The 18,082-nt window shown below is 59.3% G+C and carries 17 protein-coding genes; 9 read left to right on the forward strand and 8 right to left on the reverse strand.

What is annotated here, in order from left to right; translation table 11 throughout:
• Positions 1-38: 38 nt before the first annotated feature.
• The 3 genes from prfA (at position 39) to ACR0A1_RS03845 (ending at position 2,757) form a co-directional block, all read left to right on the forward strand.
• The gene (prfA, locus tag ACR0A1_RS03835; protein WP_170396981.1) at positions 39-1,094 is read left to right on the forward strand and encodes a peptide chain release factor 1; all 1,056 of its coding nucleotides are present in this window, start codon (positions 39-41) and stop codon (positions 1,092-1,094) included.
• Positions 1,091-1,948 carry a peptide chain release factor N(5)-glutamine methyltransferase gene (prmC, locus tag ACR0A1_RS03840; RefSeq protein ID WP_480866297.1) on the forward strand — a complete coding sequence of 286 codons (858 nt, stop codon included), beginning with the start codon at positions 1,091-1,093 and terminating at the stop codon, positions 1,946-1,948. Before prfA ends, prmC begins: the two co-directional genes overlap by 4 nt.
• A gap of 227 nt (positions 1,949-2,175) precedes the next feature.
• Positions 2,176-2,757, forward strand: coding sequence for a DUF4167 domain-containing protein (locus ACR0A1_RS03845; RefSeq protein ID WP_170396747.1), 582 nt, complete (start codon positions 2,176-2,178; stop codon positions 2,755-2,757).
• A gap of 58 nt (positions 2,758-2,815) precedes the next feature.
• Here ACR0A1_RS03845 and rsmA read toward each other — a convergent pair whose 3' ends face one another.
• The 5 genes from rsmA to lptG all read right to left on the reverse strand — a co-directional run bounded on the left by rsmA (position 2,816) and on the right by lptG (position 9,212).
• Positions 2,816-3,658, reverse strand: a complete 843-nt coding sequence (gene rsmA / locus ACR0A1_RS03850) for a 16S rRNA (adenine(1518)-N(6)/adenine(1519)-N(6))-dimethyltransferase RsmA (protein ID WP_480814168.1) — start codon at positions 3,656-3,658, stop codon at positions 2,816-2,818.
• Positions 3,659-3,740: 82 nt separating this feature from the next.
• Complete coding sequence (gene pdxA, locus ACR0A1_RS03855; RefSeq protein ID WP_480866299.1) at positions 3,741-4,706, reverse strand: 4-hydroxythreonine-4-phosphate dehydrogenase PdxA; 966 nt, start codon at positions 4,704-4,706, stop codon at positions 3,741-3,743.
• Positions 4,703-5,956, reverse strand: a complete 1,254-nt coding sequence (locus ACR0A1_RS03860; RefSeq protein WP_480866301.1) for a peptidylprolyl isomerase — start codon at positions 5,954-5,956, stop codon at positions 4,703-4,705. Before ACR0A1_RS03860 ends, pdxA begins: the two co-directional genes overlap by 4 nt.
• On the reverse strand, positions 5,947-8,112 hold the full coding sequence (locus ACR0A1_RS03865) for an LPS-assembly protein LptD (protein WP_480866303.1): 2,166 nt from the start codon (positions 8,110-8,112) through the stop codon (positions 5,947-5,949). The genes ACR0A1_RS03860 and ACR0A1_RS03865 overlap by 10 nt, the downstream gene beginning before the upstream one ends.
• Complete coding sequence (lptG, locus tag ACR0A1_RS03870; RefSeq protein WP_170646596.1) at positions 8,112-9,212, reverse strand: LPS export ABC transporter permease LptG; 1,101 nt, start codon at positions 9,210-9,212, stop codon at positions 8,112-8,114. Before lptG ends, ACR0A1_RS03865 begins: the two co-directional genes overlap by 1 nt.
• Positions 9,213-9,431: 219 nt before the next feature.
• On the opposite strand from lptG, the gene ACR0A1_RS03875 reads away from it, so the two are divergent.
• The 3 genes from ACR0A1_RS03875 to ACR0A1_RS03885 are packed head-to-tail and all read left to right on the forward strand — an operon-like array spanning position 9,432 to position 12,439.
• Positions 9,432-10,898, forward strand: a complete 1,467-nt coding sequence (locus ACR0A1_RS03875) for a leucyl aminopeptidase (RefSeq protein WP_480866305.1) — start codon at positions 9,432-9,434, stop codon at positions 10,896-10,898.
• Between the two features lie 4 nt (positions 10,899-10,902).
• Positions 10,903-11,361, forward strand: coding sequence for a DNA polymerase III subunit chi (locus ACR0A1_RS03880; protein ID WP_170567077.1), 459 nt, complete (start codon positions 10,903-10,905; stop codon positions 11,359-11,361).
• 31 nt (positions 11,362-11,392) lie between these two features.
• Positions 11,393-12,439, forward strand: coding sequence for an aldo/keto reductase (locus tag ACR0A1_RS03885; RefSeq protein WP_480866307.1), 1,047 nt, complete (start codon positions 11,393-11,395; stop codon positions 12,437-12,439).
• Positions 12,440-12,514: 75 nt separating this feature from the next.
• On the opposite strand, the gene ACR0A1_RS03890 is transcribed toward ACR0A1_RS03885, so the two are convergent.
• Positions 12,515-13,501 (reverse strand): GlxA family transcriptional regulator, encoded by a 987-nt coding sequence (locus tag ACR0A1_RS03890; RefSeq protein ID WP_480866309.1) that lies wholly within the window; start codon positions 13,499-13,501, stop codon positions 12,515-12,517.
• 132 nt (positions 13,502-13,633) lie between these two features.
• On the opposite strand from ACR0A1_RS03890, the gene bcoG reads away from it, so the two are divergent.
• The 3 genes from bcoG to ACR0A1_RS03905 all read left to right on the forward strand — a co-directional run bounded on the left by bcoG (position 13,634) and on the right by ACR0A1_RS03905 (position 16,854).
• Entirely contained in the window at positions 13,634-14,551 is a 918-nt protein-coding gene (bcoG, locus tag ACR0A1_RS03895) for a 3-dehydrocarnitine:acetyl-CoA trimethylamine transferase BcoG (RefSeq protein ID WP_480866311.1), read from the forward strand.
• A gap of 63 nt (positions 14,552-14,614) precedes the next feature.
• On the forward strand, positions 14,615-16,096 hold the full coding sequence (locus tag ACR0A1_RS03900) for a carnitine 3-dehydrogenase (protein WP_480866313.1): 1,482 nt from the start codon (positions 14,615-14,617) through the stop codon (positions 16,094-16,096).
• A complete protein-coding gene (locus tag ACR0A1_RS03905; RefSeq protein ID WP_480866315.1) occupies positions 16,093-16,854 on the forward strand; it encodes an SDR family oxidoreductase in 762 nt (253 codons plus the stop codon). Before ACR0A1_RS03900 ends, ACR0A1_RS03905 begins: the two co-directional genes overlap by 4 nt.
• A 1-nt stretch (position 16,855) precedes the next feature.
• On the opposite strand, the gene ACR0A1_RS03910 is transcribed toward ACR0A1_RS03905, so the two are convergent.
• A complete protein-coding gene (locus tag ACR0A1_RS03910; protein ID WP_170396771.1) occupies positions 16,856-17,038 on the reverse strand; it encodes a hypothetical protein in 183 nt (60 codons plus the stop codon).
• Positions 17,039-17,114: 76 nt separating this feature from the next.
• Entirely contained in the window at positions 17,115-17,981 is an 867-nt protein-coding gene (locus tag ACR0A1_RS03915) for a helix-turn-helix domain-containing protein (RefSeq protein WP_480866317.1), read from the reverse strand.
• Positions 17,982-18,082: the final 101 nt, after the last annotated feature.

Below are 18,082 nucleotides of genomic sequence, written 5' to 3' on the forward strand. Positions count from 1 at the left end.
GCCTTGACCAAAGCCTCTGGATGATAGACACCGCGCGGATGATCCCCGAAGAACGCCTTGAACAGATAACTCAGCGATTCCAATACCTCGAAGCGGCCATGGCGGATGGTGCCTCGGGCGGGGATATTGCAGCTTTGGCAAAGGAATATTCCGACCTCAAGCCGGTGGTCGATCAGATCATGGCGTGGCGTCAGCTGGTTTCAGATCTGGCCGAGGCCGAGGCAATGCTGTCCGACCCGGACATGAAAGAGCTGGCCGAAGAGGAAATTCCAGAACTGCAGGCGCGTATCCCCGAGGCGGAGCATGCCTTGCAGCTGGCGCTGTTGCCCAAAGACGCGGCTGATGCGCGCCCGGCAATGCTGGAAATACGCCCCGGCACCGGCGGGGATGAGGCCGCGCTGTTTGCCGGAGACTTGCTGCGCATGTATCAACGCTATGCCGAAGCGCGGGGCTGGCAGTTCGAGATCATCGAGGAACAAGCGTCTGATCTTGGTGGGATCAAAGAGGTGGTGGCACATATCAAGGGCGACAATGTCTTTGCGCGGATGAAGTACGAATCCGGCGTGCATCGCGTGCAGCGCGTGCCCGAAACCGAAAGCGGTGGGCGCATTCATACCTCGGCGGCGACGGTGGCGGTTTTGCCAGAGGCCGAGGATGTGGACATTCAGATCGATGCCAATGACATCCGAATTGACACGATGCGCAGCTCGGGCGCGGGGGGGCAGCACGTGAACACGACGGATTCGGCTGTGCGGATTACTCACTTGCCCAGCGGAATCGTGGTGACCAGTTCCGAGAAATCCCAGCACCGAAACCGTGAGATAGCGATGCAGGTGCTGAAAACGCGCCTTTATGATCTTGAACGGCAGCGGATCGACAGCGAACGCTCGGCGGATCGCGCCAGTCAGGTCGGTTCAGGTGACCGGTCGGAACGGATTAGGACGTATAACTTCCCGCAAGGCCGCATGACGGATCACCGCATTAACCTGACGCTTTATAAGCTGGATCAGGTGATGCAGGGCGATCTGGATGAGGTGATCGACGCGCTGACCGCAGATGATCAGGCTCGGCTTCTGGCCGAAATGGCGCAATGATTGCTGCGCTGACAGCCGCGCAGGCCATGGTCGCTGCAACCGCACGTTTGCGCGCAGCCGGTGTGCCTGATCCAGCGCGGGATGCGCGGGTGCTGCTGGCGCATGCGGCGCGGATCGAGGCCAGCCGGGTGACGCTGATCGCGCCCGAGGAACTGCCGGAGGATATCGCGGAACGCTACGATCAATTGATCTCGCTAAGGGCCATCCGAGTGCCGGTATCGCATCTGCTGGGCGAGCGTGAATTCTATGGTCGGCGGTTTCGGGTCAGTCGCGATGTGCTGGACCCGCGCCCGGAGACCGAGGCATTGATCGAGGCGGCGCTGAGCGAGCCGTTTGATCATGTACTCGATTTGGGTGTGGGCTCGGGCTGTATCCTGATCACCTTGCTGGCCGAGCGGGCGAGTGCCTCGGGCGTCGGCGCCGACCTCAGCGAAGCTGCCTGTCTGCAGGCCAGCGCCAATGCAGTACAGCATCAGGTGCAGGCGCGCGTCGAGATTCGGCAATCTGACTGGTTCGAAAACATTGAAGGTCAGTTCGATCTGATTGTTTCGAATCCGCCCTATATTTCAGCGGACGAGATGCATGCGCTTTCCCCTGAAGTGCGCGAACATGAGCCGCGCATGGCGCTGACGGATGAGGGCGACGGTCTGGATGCCTATCGCCGTATTGCGGCGTCGGCCCCGGATTATCTGATGCCTGGCGGACGTATCCTGGTTGAAATTGGCCCGACACAGGGCGCTTATGTTTCTGCCCTTTTTGATGCCGCTGGTTTGACCGGCGTAAAGGTGATCCCAGATTTGGACGGGCGTGATCGTGTTGTGGGGGCCAGAATGCCGCCTTCTAAGCGAAACTGAGGCCGAAAAATGCCGATTGATGTAAAAAAGCTGCGACATTTTCGAGAATCCCCTTGTCTGAACGCTCAGGACATGTTTACTCAGGATTAGTCGGCGAGGTTGACGCTGTTTCAGCGCACCCCTGACGCCAAGCCCAAAAAGTCGATAGCGCGTAACGGCACAAGCCACTGAGCAGCGTTAGATACGGGTTGATCGACAGTGAATTGATAAGGCTGACGTAAAGTAAGATGAGATCTTCCAAATCCCGCTCGCGGGCCAAGAACAACCGCAATCGTCCTTCTGGCGGAAACGTCGTAAACCGGGTTTTTGACAGCTCGGGCCCCGAAGGCAAGGTGCGTGGCACACCGCAGCAGATCATTGACAAATACAACCAATTGGCGCGCGACGCTCAGCTGTCGAATGACCGCGTGGCAGCTGAGAACTTTCAGCAACACGCCGAGCACTATCTGCGCATGCTAAGCGAAGCGCAGCGCGAGATCGAAGCGCGCCGCGAAGAGCAAGAGCGTCAGAACCGCGAACGACAGGCCGAGCGTGATCGTGAACGCGCGGAGCGTCAGGAACGCGAAGCAGCCCGTCAGGCCGATCCGGCCGAGGCTCCGCAGCCGGACGTTGTGGATTTCGGGAATGAGGCGGCTGCGCCCGATACAGGGCTGGTCGAGACGCCGGAAAGCAAGGATGCCGAGCAACCCGAAGCGACCGAGCGTAAGGAAAAGCCGCGCCGCCCGCGCACCCGGAAGCCAAAGGCTGCCACCCCTGCGGCTGAGGATGCACCCGCTGACAAGGGCGACGCACCCGAGGCAGCTGAATAAGCGCTTTTCGATCATGAATTTAATGAAAACCCCGGGCAAAGGCCTGGGGTTTTTTCGTTCAGGGTTTGCGAATTTCGCGCGCGAGCGCGCAGAAGGCTTCGAGCGGGATCTGCTCGGCCCGGTCGGTGGGTTTGATTCCGGCTGCGATCAGGCGGTCCTCGATATCTGGCGCTGCCCCTTTCAGTGAGGCCCGCAGCATTTTGCGGCGCTGATTGAAGGCTGTGGCAACCACGCGCGACAGGGTTGCGGCGTCAGCGGGATAGCGGGGTTCGGGCAGGGCAGTCAGGTGAACCACGGCGCTTGAGACCTTGGGCGGTGGAGTGAAGGCTCCGGGTGGCAGGGACATTGCAATGCGCGCTTCGGCCCGCCATTGGGCAAGTATGGCGAGGCGGCCATAGGCCTTGCTGCCGGGTTGGGCGACGATCCGCTCGGCCACTTCACGTTGAAACATAAGGGTCAGGCTCTGCCAGAAGGGCGGCCATTCGGGCGGGGTGAGCCAGCGGACCAGAAGCTCGGTCCCGACATTGTAGGGCAGGTTGGCGGCCACCCGGATCGGAGGCGTCAGATGGGCCAGCGGCTCGATTTCCAGCGCGTCGCCGTTGATCACTTCCAGCTGGCCCGGATAGGCGATGGCGATGTCGTTCAGGGCGGCGATGCAGCGGGTGTCCTTTTCCACGGCCACGACCTTGCGCGCGCCTTCGGACAGAAGCCCGCGAGTCAGACCTCCGGGGCCTGGGCCGATTTCAAGGACATCGCATTGAGTCAGATCACCCGCCTGCCGCGCGATCTTGGCGGTCAAGTTGAGGTCGAGCAGGAAGTTCTGGCCCAGCGACTTGCGGGCCGAAAGCTGGTGAGTTGCGATAACCTCGCGCAGCGGGGGGAGGGAGTCGATGGCGCTCATGACTTTACCGTCGCGCGGGTTGCGGGGAGAGCGCCAGAGATTTTTTTGCCTCCGGCGGAGGTATTTGGGGCCAGATGAAGCATTAGCGGGACTGCGCCATTCGCTGGGCGAGCTTCAGGGCCTCGATCAGGCTGTTGGGGTTCGCGCTGCTTTGGCCCGCGATATCCAGAGCGGTGCCGTGATCCGGCGAGGTCCGGACGAAGGGCAGGCCCAAGGTTACGTTCACACCGCGGTCGAAATCCAGTGTCTTGATCGGGATCAGGGCCTGGTCGTGATACATTGCAATCGCGGCATCATAGCGGGAGCGCGCAGCGGCGTGGAACATGGTATCGGCGGGGTGCGGGCCCGTCACTGCGTAGTCGATTGGATCGAGGTCTGCGATCAGTGGCGCGATCCAGTCAAGCTCTTCCGTACCCATTTTCCCGCCTTCGCCAGCGTGGGGGTTCAGCCCCGCGATGGCGATGCGAGGATGGTGGATACCGAATTGGGTGCGCAGGCCTTGGGCGGTGATCTCGATGGTTTCTTGCAGCACTTCTGGGGTGAGTGCGCTTGGGACCTGGGAGAGCGGGATGTGGATGGTGGCAGGAACCACGCGGAGCTGTTCGCTGGCCAGCATCATTACCACGCGCGACCGGCCTGCCAACGCCGCAAGAAATTCGGTATGGCCGGGGAAGGCAAAACCCGCACCGTCGATCAGCGCCTTTTTGTGGATCGGGGCGGTACAAAGTGCAGAGGCTGCGCCGGAACTCACCAGCTCAACACCCTTTTCAATAGAATCGATGACCGAAAGTGCGTTTGCTGGATCGGGGTGGCCGGGCGTGTTCGGGGCAGGAAAGTCGAAATGCAGCACCGGCAGAGCCGAGGCGCTGGCCGGTGCCGCCTCAGACGGGTCGGCGATCCGGGTAATGGGTGTTCCATCGGGCAAATGTGATGCGTCGCCGATGTAGAAGAACGGACAGGTATCGCGCAGGGCTGCCCAAGCTTTGGCTGCGATTTCGGGTCCGATCCCGGCGGGCTCACCACAGCTTAGCGCGATTGGGGCGATCATTGTTCGATGATGACAGCGTCGGCCCTCAGCTGTTCCAGCAGGCTGTTTGCAAGGGCCTGCAACCGCTGCTGGGTCAGTGCGTTTGCCACGTCCACACGGGTGGTGTCTTCGCCCAGGTTGCGGGTGCGATTGCACAGCATCAGGAACATCAGCGTCTGCCCGTTGTTGCGCGTCAGCGTGGCCGATGCCTCATTTGGATCAAGCTTGGCCAGCTCAAGCGCTACGTCGCGTGGAATCGCCGAGGGGCTTTGGGTAAGGCGTTCCAGCACGTCGGGCGATTGATCTTTGGCGATGCCGTAGAGGTCATCGCAAGTGTCGATCTCTTCCTTGAGCTTTTCGGCTTTCGCAAGCGTTTCGGTGCTGCGGCCACCGGGAAGGTAGTAGATCGCGTAGTCGATCTCGGAATAGGTTGGGGCACCCGCGGCAACTTCGCGGATGCCGCGCATCTGGAACAGAGCCACGGCGTTCGGGAGCGACAGTGGGTCGGTGATCTCACCGTTTTTCAAGCCCAGAATGACGGGTTGCAGGGCCGGAGGCAGGTTGTTGAGCGACAGCCAATCCAGTCGCCCGCCATTCTCGCGTGTGGCAGCGGCAGAGTATTGCGTAGCAGCCGAAGAAAAGCTGTTTTGATCGGGAAGTTGTGAGATTTCATCGGCCAGGGCTTCAGCCTGCGCCAGGGTCTGCGGTGTTACCGGAATGATAATTTCGGACAACAGAACCTGCAGGCCGCCGCCGCCACCCTGACCCAAAGCACGGTTGATCTCATCTTCCGAGGGACGAGCCTGCGACAGAAAGCGGGTACTGACAAAGTCGCGCCAGGACAGTTGATCGGCGACAAAATCCCGGACGGTTTCCTTTGATACGCCCGCATCGTTGAGCAGCTGCAGAAACTCTTCGCTGCTGAGGTTGCCGCGCGAGGCGAATTCATCAATCCCGGTCTGGATATCTTCGGGCGCGGCTTCGATGCCGGCATCGCGCATCGCCTGTTTGCGCAGACGATCCTCGATCAGGGCTTCGCGGACTTCGCGCTCGGAACTGCCCGGAACGCCGAGCAATTCGAGAAACTGCTGACGTTGTTGAAGTTCATACCAGGTGATAATGTCCTGATTGACCCGGATTGCAGGCGAGAACAGGCTTTGAGCCTGAACCTGTGGTGTGGCCATTGCAACAAGCGCGGCAGCCAGCACCGGCAGCACCGATCTACGGCAGCCAGAGCGGAGAGATTTTGTGAAACCTGAGATCAACTGCATCTTCTCTTAAACTTCTGTCCATCGCCTTCGACGGAATACCCTGTCAGGGCAACGGTAAAGCCGAATTCTGTCGAAGGCTCAATACTTGATGTGGAGGTAAAGCGTCTGTTGACGTTCACATTTACCTGCACACACTCATTTTCGTAGGTCACGCCGAACCCAAGGCGGAGTGGTTCGGATTCGCTGAAATCATAGCGTGCGCTGGCAAGGGTTAGCCAATTTTGGTCTACGCGGTAGCGGCCACCGACCCGTAGTTCCGAGATTTCATCATTATTTGCTTCAGCAGGATCAGGTTCGAGCCAGATGTACCCGCCGGAGATTGCCGTATCTCCATTAGACCAGCCTGCACGAATTTCAGCTTTGGTAAAACTGAAATCGCTGTTTAAAAGCCCACGCGCGGCCAATGTCAGCCCCTTGCCGTTATTCAATTGCCCGGCAAGCAGAATGTCGGACTTGGTACCCTGCAGCCCCGATGTGAGCGTGAAATCCGGATCCGCATCGGACCGGAAGACCTGTCCGATTGTCGCCAGCGCCCGCCAGCCGTCAGCGTTGTACCGAGACCAGTTCAGGCCCACAACGGCGGTTGCACCGTCTTCGCGGCGGTCGGGGGCCGGAAAGCGCGAAAGGGACAAAAGATTGCCCTGATCGAGTTCCTGAAAGGTACTTTCATCGTTGGGAACGTCATTGTTCGAAACATGCGTCCAACCAATTTGCGCGATTGGCTCAAGGATTTGTGTTGCACCGGACTGCTCGCGGCGCAGCATGGGATAGCGCAGGGTAAAAGCTGCGCGCGGGGTCGAGCGGGTTACATTGTTCGGAAACTCGCTGTCATTGCGGATATTGAACGTATCCACTGACGCGCCCACCAATGCCTCTGCACGTAATCCGGTCGCAAAGGTCCAGTTGCGCAGCCATTCCGCATCGAATGTTGCCCTGGCGACGTCGCGACCAATAATATCTTCGTCACTGGTTCGCGTGTGGGTGTGACCATCGAGGCTTAGTTCAACTTCACCCCCTAAGGTGCTGGGGAAGAATCGCTTTCGATAGTTGATGTCGAAGACACGCGATGGGATTTCATCCTGATTTTCGCTATCCCGAAGGGACTTGTAGTGGATGAAGCTGGTTCTGAACGCCGTATCACGCTTGATCCGCTCAAGTGCAATTTCGCTACGCAGGCGGTCGAAATCGGGCAAGCCGTAATCTGCCAGATACGAGTCATCCGAAGTTGTTTTGATATCGAATGTCAGCCGGTAGTCATTTCCAAGACCGAACCGGCCATCGGCGAAGAAATACCCCCGATCCTGACCGGGCTGCAGGTCGTCGCGTGTATAAGAGCCCCGCAGCCGAATGCGCCCGCGTTTGAATGCCTGCCGGTAACGAAACCCAAGTGTGCGGGTCTTGGACGACAGATAGGGCGTCAGAGTCAGGTCCTTGTGATCTCCGATCTTGAAGAAATACGGCACCTGAACGCCAGTGCCTAGTTGCGAAGTGGTGCGGATCGACGGCACGAGAAAGCCGGTCGCCCGCTCAAGTGTCGGGTCGGGTAGGCGCAGCGTGGGAAAGTAGAAGACCGGGACATCGAGTATTCGGAACTGTGCGCCTTCGAAATAGAGCTGCCGTTCAAGCTGGTCATGGGTCACTTTCCGGGCGCGAATTTGCCAGATCGGGGGTCTGCCATTCGCGCAGACATGACATGACGTTGCAGCGACCTTGCTGAATTGCGTGTAGCGACCTGCCGCACGGGTGGCCTGAACTGAGGCGATCTGCACTTGCTGGTCAAAGACCATGCGCGCGCCCACCAGAAGTCCATTCTGTATCCCGCTGTCCAACTGCGCGGAATCGGCCAGCAATGTGCTGTTCCCGCCTTGATCGATCCGGATTGGGCCGGTCAGGGTCAGCTCGCCGGTTTCGCGATCATAGGTGACGCTTTGTGCTGTCAGTTTGACGTCGCCTTGGAAGGCCTCGACATTCCCCTCTGCGACCAGTTTGCGATCCGGGGTAATGAATATCTCATCGGCCACCAGTAGGGCGGGTTGATTCTGTTCAGTTGCGTCAGCCTCGCTGGCGGCACCTTCTGGTTCGGACTGTGCGGCAACTGCTGCTGGCAGCGAGAGGATCAGTGCGCTCGACAGCAACAAAGACAGGACGGAGCGCATCAGCCATCCTCCGCATGGAGCAACAGGCCCAGAGACAGTAGAATGCCCGCAAAGGGTGGGGCCCAGGCCGAGACCAGAATAGGTAATTGCCCGTTTTCGCCAAGAATTTGGGCGAAATTCCGGATGAAGTAGATACCGAACCCCAGCAATACAGCGGTCAGCACGGCAACTCCGGTGCCGCCGAACCGGACATGGCGCATTGTGAAGGCGGCCCCGATCAGAACCATCGAAACCAGAAACAGGGGTCGCGCAAGTTGTACTTGCAGCCAGACCTCATATTGCTTGGTTGAAAATCCCGCCTCGCCCAGATCACGAATCAACTGGGGCAGATCATAGACCGAAACTGAATCCTTTTGCCCGAGAGTGTCCAGAATCCGGTCTCTGGTCAGCGTTGTGGGTAGGTTCAGGATCTCATGGCTGGTGGCATTTGCTTCGGGATTGAGATCGTCCTGAATGGGCCAGATTTTGGCCTGATGCAAGGTCCAGAATCCATCCTCCAGATCAGCTTTCTGGGCCGAGATTTGCTGGTTCGGCTTGCCGTCGGATGAGAACGTTGTGATGGTCACGTTCCGCAGGGCGAACCGGTCGCCATTGACAGTGCCGGTTGCGTGAATCACCGACTGACCGTTGGCTGAGCTCTGGCGCAACCACAACCCCTCGCGGCTGATGGACAGGGCTGAACCACCCTGGTTGCGATAGCCATCGGACAAACGTTGGAACTCTTCCGACGTCGCGGCCGCGATGGGATTCAGCAAAGTCACAGCAAGTGCGCCGATGGTCAGCGCAAGCAACACGGGCGCTAGCAGGGCTCGGATACCGGATCGCCCGATAGCGCGGGTCACCACCAGTTCGGAGCTGCGGGCGAGGCCGACAAACAGCGCGATCGTGGCCAGGATCATCAGCAGGGGCAACATCTCGCTGATCGCGGCCGGTGTGTTCAGCAACGTCAGTTGCAGCAACTGGCCAAAGGATAGGTCAACACCATCGAACCGCCGCACCTGTTCGATCAGATCGATCAGGATCATCAAGGTCAGAAAAATACCGCCGATTACAAGAAAGCTTTGAATAAAGCGGCGGGCAAAATAGCGGTCGAGGATCACTTGGGCATCCCCGTCAAACCCCGGCATCCAAGAATCACAATCGGGCATGGAATCATGCGCGACGGCCTGTAACTGCCGATTGGTGTCACGTTCTCTCCCCCGAGCCTGCCGTTATTTTCGCGCGACCATAATGCAATTGCCCGGCGGGGAAAACTGCTATCTGGTCAACGGTGGCTGCGCGGGCTAGGTCTTGGGCAACGCATTTTTTAGGAGAATGATATGAGCAGTCTTGTGCCCGTCCGATTCACCCCCTTTGACCTTGATGCGATAGCGCAAACCGAAGGGCGTGTGGCCATTCTCATTCCCGCCGATGGCAAGATGAGCCCCGCCGCGCGTCGAGCCAATCGCCTGACCAAAGGCGCGGTTGCGCGGCTGGTCGAAAGCGAGCGGTTCAGCAAGGTCAAATCGGGTAATGTTATTTCGCTGGCCTGGCCTGCCGGAATGGTGGCTGAGGCGCTGGATATTCTGGTGTTGCCGCGTCGCCCCGACTCTGACGAGGCACGCAAGGCCGGGGCCAATCTGGCGAAAGCTGCAGCGGGCAAACCCGTGCTGGTCATGGCCGCCAATCACGCGCGTATCGAAGAGGTAGCCTTGGGCATGGTACTGCGGGCCTACGATTTCGATGTCCACAAATCCAAGGACTCAGACCCGGCGGGTGAGATCACCATCGGTCACTCCAAGCCGGAGGAGGCCGAAGCTGACTTTGCGCCGCTCTATGCCGTCGCAGACGGTGTGCGCATGACACGAGATCTGACAAATGAACCCGCGAATGTGCTGACGACAACTGAGTTCGCGGACAGGTTGGTCGAGATGGAATCGCTGGGCCTGAAGGTCGAGGTTCTGGAAGAGGACAAGCTGGCCGAACTGGGCATGCGTACGCTGCTGAGCGTCGGGCAGGGCTCGGTCAGCCCCTCGAAAGTTGTGGTGATGCAATGGGACGGCGGCGACAAGGATGACGCGCCGCTGGCCTTGGTCGGCAAGGGCGTCGTGTTCGATACCGGCGGTATCTCGCTTAAGCCGGCCGGAGGCATGGAAGACATGACCATGGACATGGGCGGCGCGGGTGTTGTTGCCGGAAGCATGCGAGCGTTGGCCAAGCGCAACGCCAAAGCCAATGTCGTGGGGCTGGTCGGGTTGGTCGAGAACATGCCGTCGGGCAATGCGACCCGTCCGGGCGATGTCGTCACCTCGATGAAAGGCGACACTGTCGAGATCATCAACACCGATGCCGAGGGTCGTTTGGTTCTGTGTGACGTCATGTGGTACGCGCAGGATCGGTTCCAGCCGGTGGGCATGATCGATCTGGCCACTCTGACGGGCGCGGTCATCATTGGTCTTGGGCATGAGAATGCCGGTGTGTTTTCAAACAATGACACCTTCTGCGACGCCTTCCTGAAGTCGGCAAAGGCCGAGGACGAGGGCGCATGGCGGCTGCCCTTGGGGGAAGGCTACGACAAACAACTTAAATCGCGCATTGCAGATATGAAGAACGTGGGCGGGCGGCCCGCAGGTTCGATCACCGCAGCGCAGTTCCTGCAGCGTTTCGTCAAGGAAGAGACGCCGTGGATTCACTTGGATATCGCAGGTGTGGCCTCTGTCTCTTCCGAGACCTCTTATGCGCCGAAAGGGGCCACGGGCTGGGGCGTCCGCGCGCTAAGCCGGTTCGTGCAGGACAATTTCGAGTAAGCGCATGGGTGCCGTCTATTTCTACCACCTGACCCGTCAGCCGTTGGAGCACACATTGCCTGTGCTGCTCGACAAGGCACGGCAGGCCGGATGGCGGATTGCCGTGCGGGGTGTCGACCCTGCGCGGATGGACTGGCTGGATGAGAAATTGTGGCTGGGACCTGAGGACGGGTTCCTGCCGCATGGCCGCGAAGGTGGCCCGCACGACGCGGCACAGCCCGTTCTGCTGACGACCGGCCAAGGGGCAGCAAATGGCGCGACCTGTGTAATGGCTGTCGATGGGGCAACGGTTGAGGCGGAGGAAGTTTCGACCATGGAGCGTGTCTGCATTCTGTTCGACGGGAATGATCCGGAGGCGGTTCAACATGCGCGCGGGCAGTGGAAGGCTCTGACCGGGGCGGGGTGTTCGGCACAGTATTGGTCCGAGGAATCCGGACGATGGGAGAAAAAGGCCGAGGCTTGATCGGCCACAAATATATTTTAGGAGATTTCAAATGGATATGAAGCCTTTGGGCCGCACCGGGATCATGGTGTCGGATTTATGTCTTGGGACAATGACCTTTGGTACTCAGACCTCGGAAACTGAGGCGCACCGCCAGATGGACATGGCGCTTGCGGGTGGGATCAACTTTGTCGACGCGGCTGAGATGTATCCGGTGAACCCGATCTCGGCAGAGACGGTCGGGCGGACCGAGGAAATAATTGGCAATTGGAATGCCGCCAATCGTTCGCGTCGAGGGGACTATGTGCTGGCCACGAAACACTCCGGTGAAGGGTTCGTGCATGCGCGCAATGGCGCCCCAATCTCGAAAGAGACCATACCTGAGGCGATAGAGGGTTCACTGCGTCGTCTACAGACTGATTGCATAGATCTCTATCAGTTCCACTGGCCAAATCGTGGCAGCTACATGTTCCGACAGAACTGGGACTATGCGCCCTTGGGTCACAACCGTGACGAGATTATGGACGAGATGCGCGAAAGCCTGATCGCTCTGCAGGCGCAGGTGGACAAGGGCAATATCCGTGCCTTTGGTCTGTCGAATGAAAGCGCTTGGGGTACCGCTCAGTGGTTGCGGGCGTCGGATGAGGTTAGTGGACCTCGGGTCGCGTCGATCCAGAACGAGTATTCTTTGCTCTGCCGGTTATTCGATACCGACCTGGCTGAATTGTGTCTTCTGGAAGATGTCGGGTTGCTGTCCTTTTCGCCTTTGGCTGCGGGTTTCCTGACCGGGAAGTATCAAGGCGGGGCTATTCCAGAAGGGTCGCGCATGGCGCTAGTGCCGAATATGGGCGGACGCAAAACGGATCGCGTGTATGATGCCGTGGCTGCTTATCTAGAAATCGCGCAGCGACACGGGTTGGACCCCGTGCAAATGTCCTTGGCGTGGTGTTGCAGCCGGCCGTTTATGGGATCGACCATTTTCGGCGCGACGACTGTGGCGCAGCTAGAACATATTCTGGCGGGTAAGGATTTGAAGCTGTCGTCCGAAGTGATGGCCGAGATCAGTGCGGCGCATCGGGCGTTTCCGATGCCATATTGAAGGGATGGGGGCTCTGCCCCCGTCGCCTTTGGCGACTCCCCCGAGGTATTTTAGGCCAGATGAAGCTGGATCGTGTCAGTGATGGGTGGGTTGCGTACGGTCTTGCCTGAGGTCGCGAGCCGTGAGGCCGTGGGCGGTTCGGAACGCGCGGGCGAAGCTGGATTGCGAGGCGAAGCCGGTGGCTAGAGCCACGTCCATCAGCGGCAGGTCGGTATCGGTAACCAGACGGCGGGCCTCGGCCAGTCTGAGTTGCAGGTAATGATCCTGTGGAGTTGTATTCAGGCGCAGGCGGAACTGCTGCTGCAGGGTGCGTGTACTAGTGCCGAGTCTATCGGCGATGTGCGCAAGGGACAGCGGGTCGTCCAGTGAGGATTCCATCAATGAGTTGGCTTTGGCTGTGAGCGCGGTGTGACGGTGCGGCGCACCGGTGCGGCTTTGTGGTTTTGAGGGCTGAGACGCACCTTCATAGAGGAATAGCCCGGACACGCGGGCGGCAAAGCCCGCGCCATGACGTGCAGCAATAATATGGAGCATCATATCGATCGCCGGGACGGCGCCGCCAGAGGTTAGGCGTGTATCGGAGACGGTAAATCGGTCAGGGCGCACATCGACATTGGGAAAGCGCGCAGCGAAGTTCTCCAAATCCTCCCAATGGGTCGTCGCCGCGTGACCGTCGAGCAATCCAGCCTCAGCCAGTAACCAGGGGCCGCCATCTATCCCGGCGATTGTTGCACCGGTGGCCGCGATCCTGCGGAGCCCGGCGAGCAGGCTGGGCGTCGCATGACGGGCCAATTGGAATCCGGCAACTACAATCAACAGATCGCAGCCCTGCAACCGGGCCAGGGGAATGCCCTGCACATTCAGAGCGCTGGTCAGCAACGCGGGTTCTGCGGTTGCCGTGACGTAGTCCCAATCAAAAGCGGGCCGATCCGCTAGTCGGTTGGCAGCACGCATCGGATCGACGGCGGCCGCGAAGCTGAGTGTGTTGCATTCGTCCAGCACCAGCACCGCCGTTTTCAGGGAGCGATGTTCGGGCTGCAGTATGTTTTTTGCGGATTTCATCAAGTCTGATTCGCATTTTGCTAAGTGGTTCCCTCAAGGCTGCGTCAGAGTTGGCGTTGACGCAAATCGGAATCCGGGGAGAAGCCTGGGGAAAACCCACGGTAAAACCGGGTATAAGCTGGGGATAACGCCATGCCTTTGGAAATGAACCGCGAAGTCTTTATCACCTGTGCCGTCACCGGCTCGGGCGGGACACAGGATCGCAGCCCACATGTGCCGCGTTCGCCGAAGCAGATTGCCGATAGTGCAATTGCTGCAGCGAAAGCCGGTGCGGCCGTGGTGCACTGCCATGTGCGCGACCCCGAGACCGGTGCGCCTTCACGCGATCTGGCGCTGTACCGTGAAGTCACGGACCGCATTCGCGATGCCGAAGTAGACGCGGTTCTGAACCTGACGGCGGGCATGGGCGGAGACATGGTGTTCGGCGGGATCGAAAATCCGCTGCCTTTGGCAGAGGCCGGAACAGATTTGGTCGGCGCGACTGAACGTATTGCACATGTAGCGGAGTGCTTGCCTGAAATCTGTACTCTGGATTGTGGCACGATGAACTTTGCCGAGGCCGACTATGTGATGACCAATACGCCCGGCGCCTTGCGGGCGATGGGGCAGATGATGACCGATCTGGGTGTGAAGCCCGAGATCGAGGCCTTCGACACCGGCCATCTGTGGTTCGCCAAGCAGCTGGTGAAAGAGGGTGTTCTGGAACCGAACGCTCTGGTCCAGCTATGTATGGGGGTGCCGTGGGGGGCTCCGGATGATCTCAACACCTTTATGGCGATGGTGAACAATGTGCCGGAGGACTGGACGTTCAGCGCGTTTTCGCTGGGGCGCAATGAGATGGCGTATGTCGCGGCCTCGGTTCTGGCGGGCGGCAATGTGCGCGTCGGGCTGGAGGACAACCTGTGGCTGGAAAAGGGTGTTCTGGCCGAAAACTGGCAGTTGGTCGAGCGTGCAGGCAGCATCATCGAAAACATGGGCGCGCGGGTGATCGGGCCGCAGGAAGTACGTGAGAAGCTGGGGCTTACCAAGCGGGCTCCGGTTGCGAAGTAGTCGCGGATTGGGGGCCAGCCCCCAAACCCCCGAGATATTTTTGGCCAGATGAAGAGGCGGATCGTGGGCAAAGAACAGCAAGCAAAAACAGCAGCAATCATCGGAGGCGGAGTGATTGGTGGCGGGTGGGCTGCCCGGTTCCTGCTGAACGGATGGGATGTTCGGGTATACGATCCCGACCCTGAAGCCGAGAGGAAGATCGGTGAGGTGTTAGATAACGCGCGTCGTTCTTTGCCGGGGTTGAGCGATGTACCTCTGCCGCCCGAAGGGACGCTGAGCTTTCATGACGATCTCGGTGAGGCGGTTCAGGGTGCGATCTGGATTCAGGAGAGCGTACCGGAAAGGCTCGATCTGAAGCTGAAGGTTTACAAGAGCTTGCAGGGGGCTTGTGATCCAGATGCAATCATCGGGTCCTCGACCAGCGGGTTCAAGCCCTCGGAGTTGCAGGAAGGCGCGTTGCGACCCGAGCAGATCGTGGTGACCCACCCGTTCAACCCGGTCTACCTGTTACCACTGATCGAACTGGTTCCGACCGACAAGAATTCACCTGACTTGATCGCGCGGGCCAAAGATCTTTTGACCTCGGTGGGGTTCTTCCCGCTGCACATCAAGAAGGAAATCGACGCGCATATTGCTGACCGGTTCCTCGAGGCGGTGTGGCGCGAGGCGCTTTGGCTGGTGAAAGACGGCATCGCAACGACCGAAGAGATCGATGAATCCATCCGCATGGGTTTTGGTATCCGTTGGGCCCAGATGGGACTGTTCGAAACCTATCGCGTGGCCGGTGGAGAGGCCGGGATGCGGCATTTCATGGCTCAGTTCGGCCCAGCGCTGAAATGGCCCTGGACCAAACTGATGGATGTGCCTGAGTTCACCGATGAGTTGGTCGACATGATTGCGGATCAGTCGGATGCGCAGTCTGGCAAGTACTCGATCCGCGAGTTGGAGCGTATCCGGGACAATAACCTCGTTGGTATGATGCGGGCGCTGAAGGCCCAGAACTATGGTGCAGGGGCGGTATTGAACCAGCATGATGCGGCCTTGAAGCCCGGAGCGCTGCCGACGCTGGACGAGGCGGATCTGAGCCAGCCGATCCTCACGCTGTCGCGCGCCGTTCCGCTGGATTGGACCGACTACAATGGCCACATGAATGAAGCTAAATATCTGGAGGCCTTTGCAGCGGCCACGGATCGTTTCATGGAAATCATTGGCTGCGATATGGAGTATATCGCGACAGGCGGCAGCTATTTCACTGCCGAAAATCACATCCGTTACATGCAGGAGACCCATGCGGGGTCGCGGATCGAATGCCGTACGCAGATGCTGTTGGGGCAGGGCAAGAAGCTGCATGTCTTCCACAGCATGTACGAGGGTGAAACGCTGCTGGCCACAGGCGAAAGCTTTCTTCTGCATGTCAGCCTTGAGACCCGACGCCCCAGCCCACCTTCACCCGAGATCGAGGCCGCGATGGCACGGGTTGCCGAGGCGCAGGCCGGGTTGCCTTATCCCGAAGGCGCGGGCGCGGCGATCCGCAAGCCCGCATGAGCAGCCGGGTCTTGATTACCGCAGGTGCCTCTGGCGTCGGCAGGGCCATGGCTGAAGCGTTTGATGCTGCCGGGGCTCAGGTCTGGGTTGCGGATGTTGATGTGGATGCGTTGGCGGATTGCCCGGCGCATTGGAAGCAAAGCCAGCTTGATGTGTCGGATGAGGATGCTGTCGCGGCTGCGTTTACTGACCTTGAGACCGAATGGGACGGGCTTGATGTGCTCTGTGCGAATGCAGGGATAGCGGGTCCCACCGCAGCGGTTGAGGACGTTTCCCTGACGGATTGGAGGTCATGCCTTTCCATCAATCTAGAGGGGTCATTTTTGTGCTCTAAATACGCCGCACCTCTGATGAAACAGCAACGCAGCGGCGCGATCTTGATCACTTCATCGACTGCAGGCCAGTACGGATACCCCAACCGCGCGCCGTATGCGGCGGCCAAGTGGGGCATGGTGGGATTAGGCAAAACGCTGGCGATGGAGCTTGGGCCGCACGGTATCCGCTGCAATGTGATCTGCCCGGGTTCGGTTGAAGGACCACGCATGGAGGGCGTGCTGCAGCGCGAGGCCGATGCCAAGGGCATGACCCGGGATCAGGTTTACGACGGCTATGCCTCGGGCACGTCCATGGGCCGCTTTGTAGAGGCGCAGGACATTGCGAACATGGCTGTATTCCTGGCTTCAGATGCAGCGAGGCTGGTGTCGGGTCAGGTAATCGCGGTGGATGGCCATACGGTCAATCCTGACCCGAAACTGTGAGTCAGCCCTGATTTGGCCCCCGAATCTGGCGGATGGCGCTGCGGACGGCTTGCCAGTCCTGCGCCTCCTGCTGATTTCCGGCGGCTTCGCATTCGCGCATTTTCTGCGCAGCTTCGGCTTCGGCCCGATCGCCATGGGCCGTATAAAGGGCACGTGCGTATTCAGCGGTTTTGAGTGCGTCCATTCCCGTCATCCTCCATCTCAGATCGGAATGTCTGTAGTTTCGCGCCAAGTGACTATACTACAGCTTTCAGCCCAGGTCATGTCTGAGAGATTTCTGCCCGCAATTGCTGCAGATGGTCCGGGAAATCACGCGCGGTCATATCCGCCTCTCGAACCAGCCGGTCGAAATGGAGCGTAAAGACCTCAATCCGGTCGCGGTCTCGGAAAGCCATGTAGTGGCTTCCGGCATAGAACACGCATAGAAGTGGGCCGAATATCGTAACGGGGGCAGAGTAAAGACGTTTTGCATCAAATAGATAGATGCGCAGACGTGGATAAAGCTGCTCGCACACCGACAGCAGGTGATCGATCTGATCCAACCGGACCTGAAGCGGTAGTCCCTCGTAGTAACCGGTGGCATAGGCAAAGCTGTGAAGCTCGTACAACGGCATGGCAATCTCATAGTCGGACTGGGCGCTGCGCATCCATGCCAGCCGGTCTGCCGAGGCGCCAATGGCTTGATCCGCAGTACGGCCCAGATGCGGAGCGTATTCCCATTCAAGCACGGCGCGGGTCTTGAGCATGTCGGGCAGCGTGGCCGGAACGTAGCGTATCTTGTAGCCGGCGGCCTCTTGATGCCATTCAAAAATGCGCTCATCCACCAATGCCCGGGCAGCTTCGGTCAGGGTGAGGGAACTGGCCAATAATTCTGCCGCGCTTTCGGGTCGGTTAGAAAGCCCAAGCAGCCAATCGGCGGAAACCCCAAGCGCCGAGGCGCAGCTGCCGACGACATGAGCATTCGGAAGGCGCGCCCCCACCCCGGTCAGCAATTGCGAAACGGTAGATCGGTCAACCCCGATGCCGCGTGCCAGGGCGCTTTGGCTGACATTGCGCTCTTGCATCGCTCGGGCCAGGCGCTGGCGAAAATGCAGGGCACGATCCCGTTTGTCGATTTTATCAATCATGTGGTGATTAATATCACATTTGGTGAGAATTGTTAATCATATCCAGAATTCACGACCCTTGGCTCTGTCTGTAACGCTGGTGTTACAAAAATAAGAATGGG

This window comes from Ruegeria sp. D6 (genome assembly GCF_056534365.1).

What these genes read in the sequence shown, in the direction of transcription:
- ACR0A1_RS03875 (WP_480866305.1), top strand. Translation starts at nt 9,432, where the DNA reads ATGAGCAGTCTTGTGCCCGTCCGATTCACCCCCTTTGACCTTGATGCG.
- ACR0A1_RS03845 (WP_170396747.1), top strand. Translation starts at nt 2,176, where the DNA reads ATGAGATCTTCCAAATCCCGCTCGCGGGCCAAGAACAACCGCAATCGT.
- ACR0A1_RS03860 (WP_480866301.1), bottom strand. Translation starts at nt 5,956, where the DNA reads ATGCAGTTGATCTCAGGTTTCACAAAATCTCTCCGCTCTGGCTGCCGT.
- prmC (WP_480866297.1), top strand. Translation starts at nt 1,091, where the DNA reads ATGATTGCTGCGCTGACAGCCGCGCAGGCCATGGTCGCTGCAACCGCA.
- ACR0A1_RS03880 (WP_170567077.1), top strand. Translation starts at nt 10,903, where the DNA reads ATGGGTGCCGTCTATTTCTACCACCTGACCCGTCAGCCGTTGGAGCAC.
- ACR0A1_RS03915 (WP_480866317.1), bottom strand. Translation starts at nt 17,981, where the DNA reads ATGATTGATAAAATCGACAAACGGGATCGTGCCCTGCATTTTCGCCAG.
- ACR0A1_RS03890 (WP_480866309.1), bottom strand. Translation starts at nt 13,501, where the DNA reads ATGAAATCCGCAAAAAACATACTGCAGCCCGAACATCGCTCCCTGAAA.
- ACR0A1_RS03865 (WP_480866303.1), bottom strand. Translation starts at nt 8,112, where the DNA reads ATGCGCTCCGTCCTGTCTTTGTTGCTGTCGAGCGCACTGATCCTCTCG.
- ACR0A1_RS03885 (WP_480866307.1), top strand. Translation starts at nt 11,393, where the DNA reads ATGGATATGAAGCCTTTGGGCCGCACCGGGATCATGGTGTCGGATTTA.
- bcoG (WP_480866311.1), top strand. Translation starts at nt 13,634, where the DNA reads ATGCCTTTGGAAATGAACCGCGAAGTCTTTATCACCTGTGCCGTCACC.
- ACR0A1_RS03910 (WP_170396771.1), bottom strand. Translation starts at nt 17,038, where the DNA reads ATGGACGCACTCAAAACCGCTGAATACGCACGTGCCCTTTATACGGCC.
- pdxA (WP_480866299.1), bottom strand. Translation starts at nt 4,706, where the DNA reads ATGATCGCCCCAATCGCGCTAAGCTGTGGTGAGCCCGCCGGGATCGGA.
- rsmA (WP_480814168.1), bottom strand. Translation starts at nt 3,658, where the DNA reads ATGAGCGCCATCGACTCCCTCCCCCCGCTGCGCGAGGTTATCGCAACT.
- prfA (WP_170396981.1), top strand. Translation starts at nt 39, where the DNA reads ATGATCCCCGAAGAACGCCTTGAACAGATAACTCAGCGATTCCAATAC.
- ACR0A1_RS03905 (WP_480866315.1), top strand. Translation starts at nt 16,093, where the DNA reads ATGAGCAGCCGGGTCTTGATTACCGCAGGTGCCTCTGGCGTCGGCAGG.